Source organism: Shinella sp. GW835-FHT14H05 (genome assembly GCF_058793575.1).
In genome coordinates, this window is sequence record NZ_JBXAFY010000001.1 from 510,964 (window position 1) to 527,940 (window position 16,977).

The 16,977-nt window shown below is 63.3% G+C and carries 10 protein-coding genes; 7 read left to right on the forward strand and 3 right to left on the reverse strand.

The features are described 5' to 3' along the window. Positions 1-353 precede the first annotated feature (353 nt). The 7 genes from AC1Q6Z_RS02470 to AC1Q6Z_RS02500 all read left to right on the forward strand — a co-directional run bounded on the left by AC1Q6Z_RS02470 (position 354) and on the right by AC1Q6Z_RS02500 (position 13,791). Positions 354-2,666: a methyl-accepting chemotaxis protein gene (locus AC1Q6Z_RS02470; RefSeq protein WP_492646606.1), complete on the forward strand. Its 2,313-nt coding sequence runs from the start codon at positions 354-356 to the stop codon at positions 2,664-2,666. A 531-nt stretch (positions 2,667-3,197) separates the two neighbouring features. Beyond that, entirely contained in the window at positions 3,198-4,304 is a 1,107-nt protein-coding gene (locus tag AC1Q6Z_RS02475; RefSeq protein ID WP_492646607.1) for an efflux RND transporter periplasmic adaptor subunit, read from the forward strand. Then, positions 4,301-5,374, forward strand: a complete 1,074-nt coding sequence (locus AC1Q6Z_RS02480) for an efflux RND transporter periplasmic adaptor subunit (protein WP_492646608.1) — start codon at positions 4,301-4,303, stop codon at positions 5,372-5,374. Before AC1Q6Z_RS02475 ends, AC1Q6Z_RS02480 begins: the two co-directional genes overlap by 4 nt. Continuing rightward, positions 5,371-8,460 (forward strand): efflux RND transporter permease subunit, encoded by a 3,090-nt coding sequence (locus AC1Q6Z_RS02485; protein WP_492646609.1) that lies wholly within the window; start codon positions 5,371-5,373, stop codon positions 8,458-8,460. The genes AC1Q6Z_RS02480 and AC1Q6Z_RS02485 overlap by 4 nt, the downstream gene beginning before the upstream one ends. A gap of 344 nt (positions 8,461-8,804) precedes the next feature. Then, on the forward strand, positions 8,805-10,022 hold the full coding sequence (locus tag AC1Q6Z_RS02490; RefSeq protein ID WP_256121049.1) for a polysaccharide biosynthesis/export family protein: 1,218 nt from the start codon (positions 8,805-8,807) through the stop codon (positions 10,020-10,022). A gap of 155 nt (positions 10,023-10,177) precedes the next feature. Continuing rightward, entirely contained in the window at positions 10,178-12,205 is a 2,028-nt protein-coding gene (locus AC1Q6Z_RS02495) for a capsule polysaccharide biogenesis protein (protein WP_492646610.1), read from the forward strand. A 194-nt stretch (positions 12,206-12,399) separates the two neighbouring features. Continuing rightward, a complete protein-coding gene (locus AC1Q6Z_RS02500) occupies positions 12,400-13,791 on the forward strand; it encodes a capsule polysaccharide biogenesis protein (RefSeq protein ID WP_492646611.1) in 1,392 nt (463 codons plus the stop codon). Positions 13,792-13,878: 87 nt separating this feature from the next. On the opposite strand, the gene AC1Q6Z_RS02505 is transcribed toward AC1Q6Z_RS02500, so the two are convergent. Genes AC1Q6Z_RS02505 through AC1Q6Z_RS02515 form a run of 3 tightly spaced genes read right to left on the reverse strand, consistent with a single transcriptional unit; the run spans position 13,879 to position 16,788 of the window. Further along, positions 13,879-14,565, reverse strand: a complete 687-nt coding sequence (locus AC1Q6Z_RS02505) for an ABC transporter ATP-binding protein (RefSeq protein ID WP_256121053.1) — start codon at positions 14,563-14,565, stop codon at positions 13,879-13,881. Continuing rightward, complete coding sequence (locus AC1Q6Z_RS02510; RefSeq protein WP_256121054.1) at positions 14,562-15,356, reverse strand: ABC transporter permease; 795 nt, start codon at positions 15,354-15,356, stop codon at positions 14,562-14,564. Before AC1Q6Z_RS02510 ends, AC1Q6Z_RS02505 begins: the two co-directional genes overlap by 4 nt. Positions 15,357-15,381: 25 nt before the next feature. Next, positions 15,382-16,788 (reverse strand): KpsE/RkpR family capsule polysaccharide export protein, encoded by a 1,407-nt coding sequence (locus tag AC1Q6Z_RS02515; protein WP_492646612.1) that lies wholly within the window; start codon positions 16,786-16,788, stop codon positions 15,382-15,384. Positions 16,789-16,977: the final 189 nt, after the last annotated feature.

Here is a 16,977-nt window from a genome sequence, read left to right on the forward strand (position 1 = left end):
CGGGGCGTTCTGGTGCGTACCCCGCTATCGGGGCCTTGCGTCGAGGTGAATATCGCCTCTCGCATGGGCTGTCGGAAGACCGGGCCGGGCGAACGGATTGTTCACTTTTCCTGAACGCGCTTTTCGTTCGCAGCGCCAACGGGCCGAAGTGCCCTTTTCTATAGAGCGTTCTTCCTCCCTTTCTGTTCCATTATCAGTTCATTCGAATTTTATCGTTTCATAAACCAAGGGTCGCTTACGCTGCCGCCCTGCGAAATGACTTCGTCTTCTGCTCCGCCGCGTCCGCCGGCATGTTCCGCCAGTTCCGATGATTGCCGGTCCGGATTTTCCGCACGGTTGCGAGGAGACGATTGATGCTGCCCAAGACTGCGACTGCCCGAAACATGTTCGCCATCGTGGCGGCCGGTGTTGCCACGACCGTCGCGACGGCGGGCGTGCTGCTCTTCCTCTCCTACCGCGCCGTCGAGGAACGCTCGATTTCCGAAATGGTAAATGCCGCGGAGGCGAGCGCCGGCAAGGTGGAAACCACCTTCGCGCAGGTCAAGACGCTGAGCTGGAACATGCGCTCTACGCTCGTCGCGATGAAAGAGGGCGGTGGAGCGAGCCGTGAAGTTTTCGATGGAATGTTGAAGCGGCTGCTGCTGGACAACCCGATGGCTGTGGGTGTCTATACGGCCTGGGAACCAGAGGCCTTCGACGGCAAGGACGCCGAGTATACGAGCAAACCCGGCCACGACGCTACCGGCCGCTATATTCCATACGCCATTCGGTCGAACGGCGGCACGGTAATCGAGGCGCTGGTCGACTACGACAAGCCGGGACCGGGCGACTATTACCAGGTGCCAAAGAAGACCGGCAAGGATTACCTCTCAGAGCCCTATATGTACAATGTCGGCGGCAAGGACACGCTGATGACGTCGTTCGTGGCGCCGCTCATGCTCGATGGCGCCTTCAAGGGGATGGCCGGTACCGACATTGCACTCGATGCGCTGGCGACCGATATCGCCAAGCTGAAGCCGCTGGGTGAGGGCTACGTCGCACTCTTGAGCAGCGGCGGCAGTATCGTCAGCCATCCGGACAGCGCAGCGCTCGGGAAGCCGTTGAAGGATTCCGGTCTTGACGCTGTTGCCTGGCAGCAGCTGATCGACAACCCCAGCAAGGCCTTTGAGGTCACGGATGAGACTGGCGTCGCCTCCATGAAGGTTGCCGTTCCTGTCAACTTGAACCCCGGGTCAATCTGGTTCGTCGTCGTCTCTGTGCCGAAATCCGTTCTGTTCGCCAGTTTGTCGAACCTTGCTCTCACCTCCATCATGGTCATCGCCATTGCGGCGGGCCTGATGATCGCGATCGGCTGGGCGTTGGCCGCCCGCTTCCGCAAGCGGCTCGCCACCGTCATTACCGCGACGAGCGAAATCGCCGCTGGCCGTACCGATGTCGATCTCTCGGAATCCGAGCGCAAGGACGAAATCGGCGAAATGGCCCGCTCGCTCGCCGTGCTGCGCGATGCGACGCTTGCCAAGGTCCGCCTCGAAGGCGAGGCCGCGCAGAACCGTGCGCTCTCGGAAGAGGAGCGCCGCCACCGCGCCGAAGAAGCCGCCTTGCGCGAACAGGAGACGCGCATCGCCGTCGAGGCGTTGGCCGAAGGCCTGCAGAAGCTCGCCGATGGCGACATGACGCATCGCATCGAGCAGGCCTTTGCCGGTTCGCTCGACGAGGTCCGCCACGATTTCAACGCTTCGGTCGAAAAGCTGCAATCGGCGCTTCGCTCGGTCGGCAGCAATGCCAATGCCATCCAGGCCGGCTCCGCGGAAATCCGCGCGGCCTCCGACGATCTCGCCAAGCGCACCGAACAGCAGGCGGCCTCGGTCGAAGAGACCGCGGCGGCGCTGGAAGAGACCACGACCTCGCTGAAGGACGCGACCAAGCGGGCAGAAGATGTCGGCCAGCTCGTCGAGCGCACCCGTGCCGGTGCCGAAAAGTCGGGCGACGTCGTGCGCCGGGCGGTAAGCGCCATGAGCGGAATCGAAAACTCGTCGCGCGAAATCTCCAACATCATCGGCGTGATCGACGAGATCGCTTTCCAGACCAACCTGCTGGCGCTGAATGCCGGCGTCGAGGCGGCGCGCGCAGGCGAGGCAGGCAAGGGCTTTGCCGTCGTCGCACAGGAGGTGCGCGAACTAGCCCAGCGCTCGGCGAATGCGGCGAAAGAGATCAAGGCGCTCATCACCAAGTCCGGCGAGCAGGTCAATCTCGGCGTGGCGCTGGTCGGCGAGACCGGCTCGTCGCTGTCCGAAATCGTCAACCAGGTGCAGGAGATCGACCAGAACGTTGCAGCGATCGTGCGCTCGGCGCGCGAACAGTCGACCGGCCTCAACGAGATCAGCGCGGCGGTGAACTCCATCGACCAGGGCACGCAGAAGAACGCCGCCATGGTGGAAGAGCAGACGGCCGCAAGCCATGCGCTGGCGACGGAAGCCGCCGCCCTCAACAGCCTCATCTCGCAGTTCCGCCTGGCAACGGGTGCTGTCGCGGCCCGTCCGGTCGCCCCCGCCGCGCACCGACCGGCCGCATCCGGCGCACGGGCGCTCGGCAACAAGCTCACCCGCGCCTTCGGCGGCGGGCAAGCCGCCACGGCAACGGCGGCGCAGGACTGGGAAGAATTCTGAGCCTTCCCGTTCGGCGGACAAAACGAAGGCGGCCCGGTTGAACCGGGCCGCTTTTTTGTTGGGCGGTGAAATACGCCCAAGTTTTGTGCGATGCACAAGAATTGGCCAGGATCGGAACAGGCGGCCGGCACCGGTGTTTGTTAGCTGCGCCTTTAGTAATATGAAATCATTTTTCTATTTTGCATCTCACTGACTTGGCACGCTTCCTGCTTCTCTTAGGCAGGTCCAGAGGGGACCGAGATAGAAGCGTCCAACGAATGGCGCTCCGGTAAAGCCGCCGTGCAGCTTGATGAAAACCGTATGGTTTCGAAGCTGCCGGCGGCTTTCTTGTCTCTGCCCTTAGGGTGCTGAAAAATATGATTTATTATATTTTTCTGTCTTAGCGCCTTGCCGATTGGCTTTTTTCAAAGGTTCCGCCACACTCGGCTGCGACAAGTTCAACATCTGGTGGTGCTGCGGCTTGTCAGTCTGATCTTCGCGATATAATGAGGACCCATATTAAATGGGTTATCTGCAAGGGTGGGGACGACAATGCTGAGATCGCCGATTGTCTCGGGGCCGCGATCGCTGGTCCTGTCAGGCGGGATGATGCTGGCGATGCTGGCGTTCTCCGCCACTGCCGGGCCGGCGTTTGCCGATAGCGCCGCACGGCCGGTGCATGTCGCGCCGGTCAAATTCCAGGAGCGCGAGCAGACGATCACCATTACGGGCGAAGTCGTCGCGCGGGTGGAAACCGATCTGTCCTTCCGCGTCGGCGGGCGCATCACCGGCTGGTTCGTCGATGTCGGCGCCGCGGTGAAGGAAGGCCAGGTGCTCGCGCGGCTCGACCCCGAGGAGCAGAGGGCAGATGTCGAAGCGGCGGAGGCCGGCGTGCGCGCCGCAGACGCGCAGCTCAAGCTCGCCCGCACCAATTTCGACCGCCAGAAATCCCTTCTGAATGACGGCATCAGCACGCAGCGCGATTTCGACGATGCCGAAACGGCGCTGCGCACGGCGGAAAGCGCGCGCGAGGCATCGATCGCCCAGCGCGATACGGCGAAGGAAGTGCTGTCCTATACGGAGCTGCGCGCACCGGCAGACGGCATCGTCACCGGGCGGCTTGCCGAAAGCGGCCAGGTGGCGCAGGCGGCGCAGACCATGTTCACCATCGCCGACAACGGCCCGCGCGACGCGGTCTTCGAGGTCTACGAATCGCTGTTCTTCTCGCAGCCCTCCGAGGACGGCGTGGTCATCACGTTGCTCAGCGACGACCGCGTGCGCACGGAGGGCAGGGTGCGCGAGGTTTCGCCGACGATCGACGCGGAGACCGGCACGGTGCGCGTCAAGATCGCCATGGCCGAGACGCCACCGGAAATGACGCTCGGGGCCTCCGTCGTCGGCGTCGGGTCGCTGGCGCCGCGGCGGGTCGCGGTCGTGCCCTGGCAGGCGCTTTCGGGCACCGATGGCAAGCCGGCGCTATGGATCGTCGACAAGGCGAACAACACGGTCGATCTGCGCCCGGTCGAGGTCATGTCCTTCGAGACCGGCGCGGCGCTGATTTCGGGCGGCATCGAGGAGGGCGAGACCTACGTGTCCGATGGGACGAAGCTGCTCCGGCCCGGCCAGACCATCACCGCGACCGAAGGAGCCGCGCCATGAGGACATCCATCCTGCTGACGACCGTCGTGCTTGCCGCGACGGCGCTTGCCGGCTGCCAAAAGGAAGAGGAGGCCGCCGCACCGCCGCGGCCGGTCCTGTCGCTGGTCGTCACGCCCACCGCGCTGCCGGGCACGCGGTTTGCCGGCGTGGTGCAGGCGAAGGTACAGGCCGCCCTCGGCTCGCGCGTCGCCGGGCGTCTCGTCTCGCGCACGGTGCATGTCGGCGATCTCGTGAAGAAGGGCGACGCGCTCGCCGTGCTCGACGCGACGGCTTATGAGCTTGCGGTGCGCTCGGCGCGCGCCGAGCTTTCCAGCGCCGAAGCCACGCTTTCCAGTGCTGTGGCGACCGAGGAGCGGCAGAAGACGCTGCTCCAGTCGAATGCCGCCGCACAGGCCGCCGTCGAAAGCGCTGAACAGTCGCGCGAGGCGGCGGATGCCGGGCTGGTCAGGGCGCGCACCGCACTGGTGAAGGCGGAGGAACAGCTGTCCTACACCCGCATCCTGGCGGAATTCGATGGCGTCGTGGTCGCCACGGGCGCCGAGGTCGGCCAGACCGTTTCGCCCGGCGAGGCGATCGTCACGGTCGCGCGGCCGGATGAGCGGGATGCCGTGGTCGACATTCCGGAGACGGCGGAAAAAATTGCGATCGGCAGCCGGTTTGCGGTGTCGTTGCAGATCAATCCGGCGGTGAAGGTCATGGGCACGGTGCGCGAAGTCGCACCCTCCGCAGATGCCGTAACCCGCACGCGCCGCGTCAAGATCGCGCTGGAGAACCCGCCGGAGACGGTGCGGCTCGGCACCACGATCACCGCCGAGCTGGAGGGGCCGGACCTGACGGCCATCATGATCCCCGAGACGGCGGTGCTCCTGAAGGACGGCAAGCCGCATGTCTGGCTCGTCGATGCCGGCAAGGGCGAAGTTCATCTCGCGCCCATCGAGACGGGTGCTGCCGCCAACCGCTATCTCCAGGTGGCGAGCGGGCTGAAGGATGGCGACCGTGTCGTCACCGCCGGGGTGAACAGCCTCGAAGAAGGCCAGAAAGTCAGAATCGAAGACGGGGCAAGCCTATGAAGAAATTCAACCTTTCGGACTGGGCGCTCGATCACTCGTCGCTCGTCTGGTACTTCATGATCGTCTTCGCGCTGCTCGGTTTCTTCACCTACCAGAATCTCGGCCGCGAGGAGGACCCCTCCTTCACCATCAAGATCATGACGATCAGCGCCGCCTGGCCCGGCGCCTCGGTGGAAGAAACGACGTTGCAGGTGACGGAGCGCATCGAGCGCAAGCTGGAAGAGCTGGAATCGCTCGATTTCACGCGCTCCATCACCACGCCCGGCCAGACGCTGATCTTCGTCAACCTGAAGCCGACGACGCGTGCGCGGGACGTGGGGCCGACCTGGGTGACGGTGCGCAACATGATCAACGACATCCGCGGCGACTTCCCGTCCGGCGTCGTCGGCCCCGCCTTCAACGATCGATTCGGTGACGTCTTCGGCAATATCTACGCCTTCACCTCCGATGGCCTGACCTCGCGCCAGCTGCGCGACTATGTGGAAGACGCCCGCCGGCAAATCCTCACCGTTCCCAATGTCGGCAAGGTCGATCTTGTGGGTGCGCAGGACGAGGTGATCTACCTCGAATTCTCGACGCGCCAGCTCGCGGCCCTCGGCATCTCCACGCAGCAGGTCGTCTCGACGCTCCAGGCGCAGAACGCCATCGCGCCCTCCGGCGTGGTAGAGGCCGGCGGCGAGCGCGTCAGCGTGCGCGTCGGCGGGCAGTTCTCCTCAGAGGCCAGCCTTCGCGACGTCAATCTGCGCGTCAACAACCGCTTCTTCCGGCTGAGCGACATCGCGACCATCACCCGCGGTTACGAAGACCCGCCATCGGCGCTGTTCCGGTTCAACGGCGAGGCGGCGATCGGGCTTGCCATCGGCATGAAGCAGGGCTCGAACCTGCTGGAATTCGGCGCGGCCGTGGAGAAGGAAATCGAGCTTCTCTCGCACGATCTGCCGATCGGCGTCGACGTGCATCTCGTTTCCGATCAGCCCAAGGTGGTCGAGGAGGCGGTGTCCGGCTTCACGCGGGCGTTGTTCGAGGCGGTCATCATCGTGCTCGCCGTCAGCTTCGTCAGCCTGGGCATCCGCGCCGGCCTCGTCGTCGCGCTCTCCATTCCGCTGACGCTCGCGATCACCTTCGTCTTCATGTATTACGACGGCATATCCTTGCAGCGCATTTCGCTGGGCGCCCTCATCATCGCGCTCGGCCTGCTCGTCGACGACGCGATGATCGCGGTGGAAATGATGGTGGCGCGGCTGGAGGCGGGCGATACGCTGCGCAAGGCCGCCACCTATGTCTATACGTCCACCGCCTTTCCCATGCTCACCGGCACGCTGGTGACGGTGGCGGGCTTCATCCCGATCGGCCTCAACAACAGTGCGGCCGGCGAATTCACCTTCAGCCTCTTCGTCGTCATCGCCATTTCGCTCGTCGTGTCCTGGGTGGTCGCGGTGGTCTTCGCGCCGCTGCTTGGCGTCGCGATCCTGCCGAAGACCATGAAGAACCTCCATGGGCAGAAGGGCTGGTTCGCCCGCACCTTCGCGCGCCTGCTCGATACCTGCATGCACTGGAAATGGACGACCATCGTCGCGACCGTTCTGGTCTTCGGCCTGTCGGTCTTCGCCATGCGCTTCGTGCAGGAGCAGTTCTTCCCGTCTTCCGACCGGCCGGAACTCATCGTCGACTGGTCGCTGCCGCAGAACGCCTCGATTGCCGAGACCAACGCGCAGATCGCCAAGTTCGAGGAGGAGAAGCTCAAGGGCAATCCCGATATCGAGCGCTGGTCGTCCTATGTCGGCCAGGGCGCGGTGCGCTTCCTGCTCTCCTTCGACGTGCAGCCGCCGTCGCCGGCCTTCGGCCAGACGGTCATCGTCGCCAAGGACCTGGAGGCGCGCGATCGCCTCAGGGCCGATCTCCAGGCCTATCTGCGCGAAACCTTCGTCGGCACGGATGCGCTGGTCAAGCTGCTCGACATCGGCCCGCCGGTCGGCCGGCCGATCCAGTATCGCGTCAGCGGCCCGGATATCGAAGAGGTGCGCAAACATGCGCTCGCCTTCGGCGAACTCATCGGCAAGGACGACCGGCTCGGCGATATCGTCTACGACTGGAACGAGCCGGCCCGCGTGGTGAAGGTCGATGTGCTGCAGGACAAGGCCCGGCAGCTGGGCGTCACCTCGCAGGACATCGCCTCGGCGCTGAACGGCGTCGTCGGCGGTACGACCGTCACCCAGGTCCGCGACGACGTCTACCTGATCGACATCATCGGCCGGGCGCGGGCGGGCGAGCGCGAATCCATCGAGACGCTGCGCCAGCTCCAGCTTCCGACGGCAAACGGCACTTCAGTGCCGCTCGCGGCGGTCGCGAACTTCCGCTACGAGATGGAGCAGCCCGTCGTCTGGCGCCGCTCGCGCGAGCCCACCATCACCGTCAAGGCCAGCATCACCGGTGGCGTGCAGCCGGCGACGATCGTCGCGCAACTCGACAAGGACGTGTCTGCCTTCAGCGAAAACCTGCCGACCGGCTACCATGTGGAAGTGGGCGGCACGGTCGAGGAGAGCGCGGACAGCCAGGCGCCCATCGTGGCCGTGGTGCCCCTGATGCTGTTTGCCATGGCGACGATCCTGATGGTGCAGCTCCAGAGTTTCTCGCGGCTGTTCCTCGTCTTCGCGGTGGCGCCGCTGGCGCTCATCGGGGTGGTCGTGGCCCTTCTCAGCAGCGGCGCACCGCTCGGCTTCGTCGCCATCCTGGGTGTGCTGGCGCTGATCGGCATCCTCATCCGAAACTCCGTCATCCTCGTCGTGCAGATCGAGGAACTGAGGCGGGAGGGCATGCATGCGTGGGATGCGGTGCGCGAGGCGACGGAACATCGCATGCGGCCGATCCTTTTGACGGCGGCGGCGGCGAGCCTTGCACTCATCCCCATCTCGCGCGAGGTGTTCTGGGGGCCGATGGCCTATGCCATGATGGGCGGCATCATCGTCGGCACCGTGCTGACGCTGCTCTTCCTGCCCGCCCTCTACATCGCCTGGTTCCGCATCAAGCCGTCGGAAAAGGCAGAGGCCGCCCCGCCGCCCGAAGCCGAACCCCAGGAGGCGGCATGAGTCGCCTCATATTTTCGCCCATCTCCACCGTCATGGCTTTTCGCGGCGATGTTTTGACGCATGGGCAGGCAAGGGAGATTGCGTTTTTTTTGCCGCACCCGCTGTGAAAAAGCCCGTGGAAAAAGTTGATTTTCAACGCCAAAGGGGGAAGCGTCTTTTCAGGCCGTAACGAATGTGCAAGGGATTTGCTCCATGGTATCGGCGGGGGCCGCATGGGTGGGACAAGGTTTGGTCATGGGACTTGACGAGACGTTGGAACTGCATGTCTATGGCGCCCTGTCGTGGCAAGCGGCTGGCTCTTGCCCCGTGCCTTGTGTGGCACGGTCGAAGGGAAATGCAGTGTGATGATCGTAATTGAAGACGTGAACAGGCCGCGCAAGGGTTTGAACGCATTCGTGCGTGTTCTCGCGGCGGGTTGCCTGTTGACGCTGGCCGGATGTGTCGTTCCCAGCGATGGTCCGTTGACCCACGAGGTCCTGTCCGCCGGCGCCGGTGGCAAGTCTTACGAAATTCCCCAGACGAAGCTGATCTTCGACGTGGTGAGCGTCGACCAGCGCGTTGCCAATAGCGTCAGCGCGGCCACGCGCCTCGGCCTGTCCAGCACGTTCGGCTTCGGCGGCGGTGGCGGCACGCCGGTCATCGGTATCGGCGACCGCGTGGATGTTACGATCTTCGAAGCGGGACCGGACGGCCTGTTCTCCACGGCTGAGCGCAAGTCGACGACCATTCCTGTCATCGTACAGCCGGATGGCCACGGCCAGATCCCCTATGTCGGGTCTGTCCGGTTTGCCGGCATGACGATCGATTCGGCGCGCGCGACGATCGTCGATGCGCTGAAGGCCAAGGCCGTCGAGCCAGACGTGATCGTCACGCTTGCCGGCAATGCCTCGCGCACCGTGTCCATCCAGGGCGATGTGAACAAGTCGGCCATCGTGCCGCTTGGCCTCAGCGGCCAGCGTCTCAGCGAAGTGATCGCCATGGCGGGCGGTGCGGCCAAACCGTCCTATGACACCTATGTGACCCTCAAGCGCGGCGGCAAGTCGCGCAGCGTGCTGCTCCAGTCGGTCATCGACAGTCCGAAGGACGACATCTACGTCAAGCCGGACGACCAAATCTACCTGACCTATGATCCGCAGACCTTCGCAGCCCTCGGCCAGACGAAGAAGAGCGGCAAGATCCCGTTCGATGCGGCCAAGCTCAGCCTCGTCGAGGCGGCAGCACTTGCCGGCGGCGGCAATGTCGCGACGGCGGACCCGAAGGGCTATTTCGTCTTCCGTTACGAGGATGAAAGCGTCTACCGCAGCGTCGTCGGCGACGACCGGTTCCGCGACCTGATCTCGCGCGGCATGATGCCGGATTCGGAAGGCCGTTATCCGATCGTCTATCGCCTCGATCTGGGCGCGACGCAGAGCTACATCGTCGCGCAGAACTTCCCCGTGCGGAACAAGGACGTCGTCTATCTGGCGCGCCATGTCGCCACGGACCTCGCGAAGTTCCTGACGATCGTCTCCAGCGGCTCGACCGCGGCCTACAATATCCAGCGTACGGCGGATCTGCTTTAACCAGCGTCCACCGCGTTCAATGTCGGTTGATCGAGTTTTGACCCTGGAGTCTGTCTGGTTCATTCTGAATCAGACAGACTCCAGGTTTCTTTATTTTCTTTGTCCTTTCGGGAAAACCGATCCCCGCTTTTCCCTGACAAACTCTAGAGGGCTGCATGGCCGGTCGGGCACGCAAAACCTACGCGCTTCTTTCCTTCGGTCTCTGGCAGCAGCGGAACGATATTTCCCGCTTGCTCGACTCCGAGATCGTCGCGTGGCCTTTCGCGCTGCCGGGCCGGATCGACGGTTTTATCGGCTGGGGACGCAAGGCTTCCGGCCGCAGGGCCGCGTGGCTTGCAGCGCGCTCGGGCAAGGAAGTGATCACCCTCGAAGACGGTTTTCTGCGCGGTTTCTCGCCGGGGCAGGGAGAGCCGAGCCATTCCTTTGTGGTGGACCGGGACGGCATCTATTTCGATGCGCTCCATCCAAGCGGCCTCGACCGGCTGCTCTCCCGGCCGGTCACCGATGCCGCAGCGCTCGACCGGGCGCGCCGGCTGATGGCGCTGCTGCGTCGTGAGCGCCTGTCGAAATACAACAACAGCCCGTTGCTCACGCCCGCGGCCGCAGGCGTGCCGGTGGGCCGGCCGTTCGTGCTGCTCGTCGACCAGGTGGCGGGCGATGCCTCGATTGCCGGGGCGGGGGCGAGTGCTGCGAGTTTCCGCGCCATGCTGGAGCATGCGGCCGCCAACAATCCGGGCAAGACGCTGGTTGTGCGCATGCATCCGGCGGCGGGTAACCGCAGCCTGCTGCAGCAGGCGGCGACTGCCATGGGCATCGAGATCACTGTGCCCGGCCGCATGAACCCCTGGCCGCTGCTGGAAGCGGCCGACAGTGTCTACACCGTGTCGAGCCAGCTCGGCTTCGAGGCGCTGATGGCGGACCGCGAGGTCCATTGTTTCGGCACCACCTATTATTCCGGCCGCGGCCTCACCGTCGATCACAATGGTCTGTCCGCTGGGCGGTCGCCGGCCTCGCTGGAGCAGGTCTTTCACGCCGCCTATATCGACTATTCGCTCTATCTTGACCTGCACACGCGCCAGCCTTGCACGCCGGAACATGCCGTGCAGCAGGCAATCATGGTGCGGGACCAGCGTGCGCGCATCGAGCGCAAGGTTTTCACCGCCGGATTTTCTCCCTGGAAGCGTAGGGCCATGACGCCCTTCCTGAAGGGTATGGCCGGTGGGCCGGTGCATGCACGCTCGCTGGACGCCGCCTCGGCAGCCGCGCGGGCGGCCGAGGGGATAGTCGCCGTCTGGGGCAGCGATGCGGCTTTGCCCGCCGACGTGCCGGCCATCCGGCTCGAAGACGGCTTCATTCGTTCGCGGGGTCTCGGTGTCAACCTGACGATGCCGTCCTCTGTCGCGCTCGATGGCGAGCATGTCTATTACGATGCGCGCGGCGAAAGCCGGCTGGAAGCGCTGATCGCCCATAATGACTTCGATGAAAGCCTCAAGGTCCGGGCGCGCGATCTCGTCCGCCTGCTGATCCAGCGCGGCGTTTCCAAATACAATCTCGGGACGGACGCCGAGCTGCCGGTCGTGGCCGAAGGGCGGACCAAAATTCTCGTGCCGGGGCAGGTGGAGAAGGACGCCTCCATCCGCTACGGTTCCCCCGAGGTTCGTTCCAATGCCGCGCTGGTGGCTGCCGTGCGCGCATTCTTTCCCCAAGCCTTCATCGTCTACAAGGCGCATCCGGATGTGGTTTCCGGGGTGCGTGACGGCGGCCACGAGCCGCAGGAAGCCGATCTCACCGTCGGCAGCGGGGATATCCTGCAATGGATCGGCTGGGCGGACCGGGTCGAGACCATGACCTCGCTTGCCGGCTTCGAGGCGTTGCTGCGCGGCAAGGCCGTCGGCGTTCATGGCGCGCCGTTCTATGCGGGCTGGGGGCTTACCGACGATCGTCTACCCATTCCTCGCCGGACGCGCCACATTGACCTGGAGACGCTCGTCGCCGCGAGCCTGATTCTCTACCCGCTCTATGTGCACCCGCTGAGCGGTTTGCCATGCCGGCCGGAGGACCTGGTGGAAGAAATTTCCGCCGGCGCCTTGAAATCGCCCGGACTGGCGCAGAAGCTCTTTTTGTGTGCGGCGCAACAAATCAACCGTGTCGGGGTGTTGCTTCGCGACTCGCGGTTGCGGTAAACTTGGCTCGAAACCGTGGGACGGTCCGAGTCGCCTCAGGATGCGGGTATCTGCCAGTCGAGGGGCTGGCGGCAAAAATCGGGGAATAGAGTAGATGTGGTTGCTAAAACGGCGCCTTTGTGCGAATACCATTCTACCCAGCATCACATTTTGAGTAGAGCCGACCTGTCATGAGCGTACAGCATGATAACGATATGAAGGTTGGCCGCTCCGACGCCGAAGCCAATGGTGCTGCGCGTGGATCCCGGCTGATCAATCTGTCGCTGCGTCGCAAACTTTCCAAGCGCTTTCCCTCCAAGAGTGCGCCGCGCGTGCTCCTGTTGCAGGGTCCGGTCGGCCCGTTCTTCCGCAAGGCCCAGGCGCTGCTCAACGATAGTGGCTTCGACACTTGGCGCATCTGTTTCAATGCCGGCGACAGGCTTTTTGCCCGCGGCAACAAGATCCTGCATTTTTCCGGCACCGCGGACGTCTGGCGCGACTGGTTCACCGAAATCGTCGGCGAGCATGGCTTCGACTATGTGGTTCTCTTCGGCTGCGAACGCGATATCCACAAGATCGCGATCGAGCAATGCGCTGCTGCGAACATCCCCGTTCTCAGCCTGGAAGAAGGTTACATCCGTCCCGGCTTCGTGACCATGGAGACCGGCGGCAACAATTGGCGTTCGCCGATCGCCGGCCTGCTGCCCTCCGAAAAGGATGAGGAAAAGCGCCGGGAGCGCCCGCGGACGACGAATTATCCCTCGTCCTTCGGCGCGATGGCGACCTATGCCTTCACCTATTTCTCCGTGCGCGGCATCTTTTCGACGCTGAGCGAGCGCAAGCTGTTCCACAAGCACAAGCGGTCGTTGGCGCCCGAGGCCTTCTACTGGGTCAAGAATTATTACCGGAAGTTCCGCAACCTCGGCAGCAATTATCGCAGCATGGAACGGTTGCTGGAGCATCACGACAAGAAATATTACCTTGTGCCGCTGCAGGTGCACGATGACAGCCAACTTGGTGCTGCCGCGAGCGGCTGGAACAACCAGAAGCTCATCCTCAAGACGATCGTGTCCTTCGCGCGAAATGCGCCGCCGACCCATCAGCTGGTGTTCAAGATCCACCCCATGGAGCGTGGACACAGCCAGGACAAGCAGTTCATCCGTCAGGTGGGCGTGCTGAACAATGTCTCCGACCGAATCCACATTCTCGATAGCGGTTCGCTCGGCCTGATGACGCGGCACGCGGCGGGCATGGTGACGATCAACAGCACGTCCGGCCTATCGGCGCTTCAGCACGGCATTCCGCTTGCCGTTCTCGGGCAGGCCTTCTACCGCCATCCCTCGCTCGCCTTCTGCGTCAACAAGGGCATCGAGCTCGATAGTTTCTGGTCGTCCGGCCATGTCGGCTCGGCGGCGTTGCGGCGCGATTACCTCAACTGGATTGCCCAGCAATGCCTGCATCCTGGCGATTATTACGCCTATGAGGGCATCGAGGTCGCGACCAATTCGCTTCTAGAAAAGCTTCGCGCCATGGACGAGGAGGCGCGGGCCGCCGGCCAGCTTCCCCGGGCCAGCAATGTCCTGCCCCTGCTCGCGCAATCGCAATAAAGCCGGCTGATCCTTCATAGACACGCCTATTCAGAACCTCGGGGTTTGCTCCCCGACGGCTGTGGCGTTTGCATTTCTTAGAAAAACTCAGGCGGAACGGCGCTGGTTGGCCGAAGAGGTGCGAAGGATTTCTTCGTGGACCTCGATTGCTTCTTCAATGTCATTGTAGAAGGTGAGCTGGCCGTTGTTCATGACGCCGCCGATGTCGCAGAACGACCGCAGCAGGCCGGAAGAATGCGAGACCAAGAGCAGGGTGGCGTTCTCGCGCCGTTCGTCGAAGACGTCCTTGCACTTCTGCTTGAAGGTGGAATCGCCGACCGCAATCACCTCGTCGATCAGGTAATATTCAAACCCGATCGCCATGCAGATGCCGAACGAGAGCCGCGCCTTCATGCCGGCGGAATAGGTCTTGACCGGCATGTCGAGATAGGCGCCAAGCTCGGAAAAGTCGGCAACGAAATCCAGCACGTGGTTGCGGTTCTTGCCGTAGATATCGGCGATGAAGCGCGTGTTCTGGGCGCCGGTCAGCTTGCTGTGCACGCCGCCATTGAAGCCGAGCGGCCAGGAAATCTTGCCCTCGCGCAGGATGCGCCCGGAATCCGGCATTTCGCCGCCGGAGATCAGGCTCATCAGCGTGGACTTGCCGGCGCCGTTGCGCCCGAGGATGCCGACATTGGTGCCGGGACGGAAGGCCGCGGTGAACCGGTCGAGGATAATCTTCTTGCCGCCGCCGGGGCGAGGGTAGGCCTTGCTGACATTGTCGAAGATGATCATGCGCTTATAATCCTGCTGCGGAAAACCCGTTCCAAGATGAGCGCTGAGGTCAGCAGTGCGGTCGACAGACCAAGCAGGTAGGACTTGCTGAGAAGGGCGTTGTAATCGAGATATGTGGAGGTGCGGAACCATTCCACGCAATGCATGAAAGGGTTCCACCACAGGACGGCCTGAAAACTCGGCGGCATTTCAGCGGGCATGAAGAAGACGCCGGACAGCAGCATCAGGGGCATGCTCACCATGCTCATGAACGTGTCGTAACGCGGTATGAGCGACCCCGCCATCGCGTTGAAGGCAGCATAGGAAAAGGCGAAATAGAGGATCGCGAACATGCATTCCGTGAATTCGCCGGGATAGACGATGACGTCGCGGTCGAGCGAAATCGCAAGCCCCCACATGAACAGGGCGCAGATGATCAGCCAGATCGTCGATTCCAGCAGGAAGGTCGCTATGATCGTATCGAGGGGACGCACGAGCGGATAAGTCAGCATCGGCTGATTGTTGGAGATCGCGCGCTCCGTCTTGCGCGAAATGCCGCGCGTCATGCGAAAGCCGAACACGCCGGCGAGGATGAACAGCAGCGCGTTGTCGCCAAAGGGAATCTGCGCCTTCATGCCGGCATGGATCAGCAGGAAGATGCCGATATAGGCGGCGGGCTCGATGAGAATCCAGACGAAACCCAGGCGACTTTCGCCGAATCGCGTCACAGCGCTGCGCACGACGAGGGCGGAGATCACCCGCGCGTTCTCGCGCAGGGCGTAGCTCAGGGGTTTTTCTGCTAGCAGGGCCATGACGCCACTCGTTTCTGCAGCGCGATCAGATCGCGTGATCCTTCACGGATCGGAAGGCGAAGTAGCCGATGAGCCACAGGCACGCCGCAGCCGCAAGGACGATGGCCGTGTTCACGGCGCCGAGCGGATAGAGCGCGATTTCCGGCTCCCGCGGCGGCACGTAGACCGCGAAATAACGCTCCTGCTTCTGGGCCTCCTGCATAGCCGTTTCCAGCGCGGCGAGTGAGGTCGTATAGGCCTTGACGGCGAATTCCTGCTCGACGCCGAGTTCGGTGAAGCGGTCGATCATCGCCGGCAGTGCGCGGCCGCCATCCAGGCCGCTGCGCGTCGTCTTGCTGGTGGGATCGTCGCTCTCGTTCTCGCCGCTGATCCGGTTGCGCTGTTCGACGAGCTGTGCCTCGAGCGCGCTGATCTGTCGCTCGATGACGCGGGCGGAGGGCGCATCCTTGCTGATCGAATCGACCAGGGCCTTGTAGCGGGTGCGAAGCGAGGCCAGTTCCTGCTCCAGCGAGCTGATGATGGTTGCTTCCATCGTCGCGACGGCCGTCGGGTCGACGGCCTGCTCGGTGATGCGCAGGTCAGTGATCTGGTTGCGGATGTTGCGCAGACGTTCTTCCGAGCGCGCAACCTGATGGTTGGCAACCTCGATGAACTGCCTGCGGGACTTGTCGGAAAGCGTGTTGACCAGGTTTTCAGCAACGGTGAGGACCGAATCCGCCACCTGCTTTGCGTCCGTCGGCGAGAAGGCGAAGACGCGCATCGTCACGTTGCCGGTGGTCGAATTGTAGCTGATCTCGACCATGTCCCGCCAGTAATCGCGGAACTCGTCGAGGGGCCTCGTATCGCTTTCGCGATAGAGAAAATCGATTGCGGGGCGCGAATAGATCGTGCGGATGTCGAGGCCCGTCTGCTCCTTGATATCCGGCAGGATCTGCGAGGAATGGATGTAGTCGGAGACGATGTAGGAATCGCCCGCCTGGGCGGCAGAGCCGACGAGCCCGGTCAGCCCGAGCGCATTGAGGGACGCCTGCTGCGCGCCGCGAACGGCAAACTGCGTCTCGACCACATATTGCGGGGTCGCAACAAAGACGTAATAGAGCCCGCTCAGGATCGTCGGAACGATGACCGCCAGCACGAAGGAAATGAGCGCCCAAGGACGCTCCTTCTTCTGCTTGGGCATATCGGGCAGGGTCAGGACGCTCTTGGTAATGTCGACGGGCTTGCGAACCCGCGGTTCCACGCGAGACCGGAGGGTTTCCTCGTCGTCGATCGCGGGCTCTGCCCTGCGCCTCGGCGCCTGCTTCATCTTCACTATTTTCTGGTCGGCAAGGCGCTGTTGCGCGCGCTTCTTGGCGAGATCGAGCAGGCTGCTCGTCTGGTCGTCGACGTGGGTCGGGGTTTCCGCCGCGACGGGCGCGTTTTCATCTTTCACGTCGGCTCACTCTTTTCCAACAGCAAACTGGTTTGTCGCCTCGATGCTTGTCGCCGCAACTTATTCGAATTTGCCTTTACAGACAATAAAAATGCCGCATTCGACCGGTGGCGGGAAATACCGTGCATCCGCCGGGAAAGAAGGGGATAAGCCTCCTTCAACCGGTGCCTTTGCGATCGGCGCGCATTC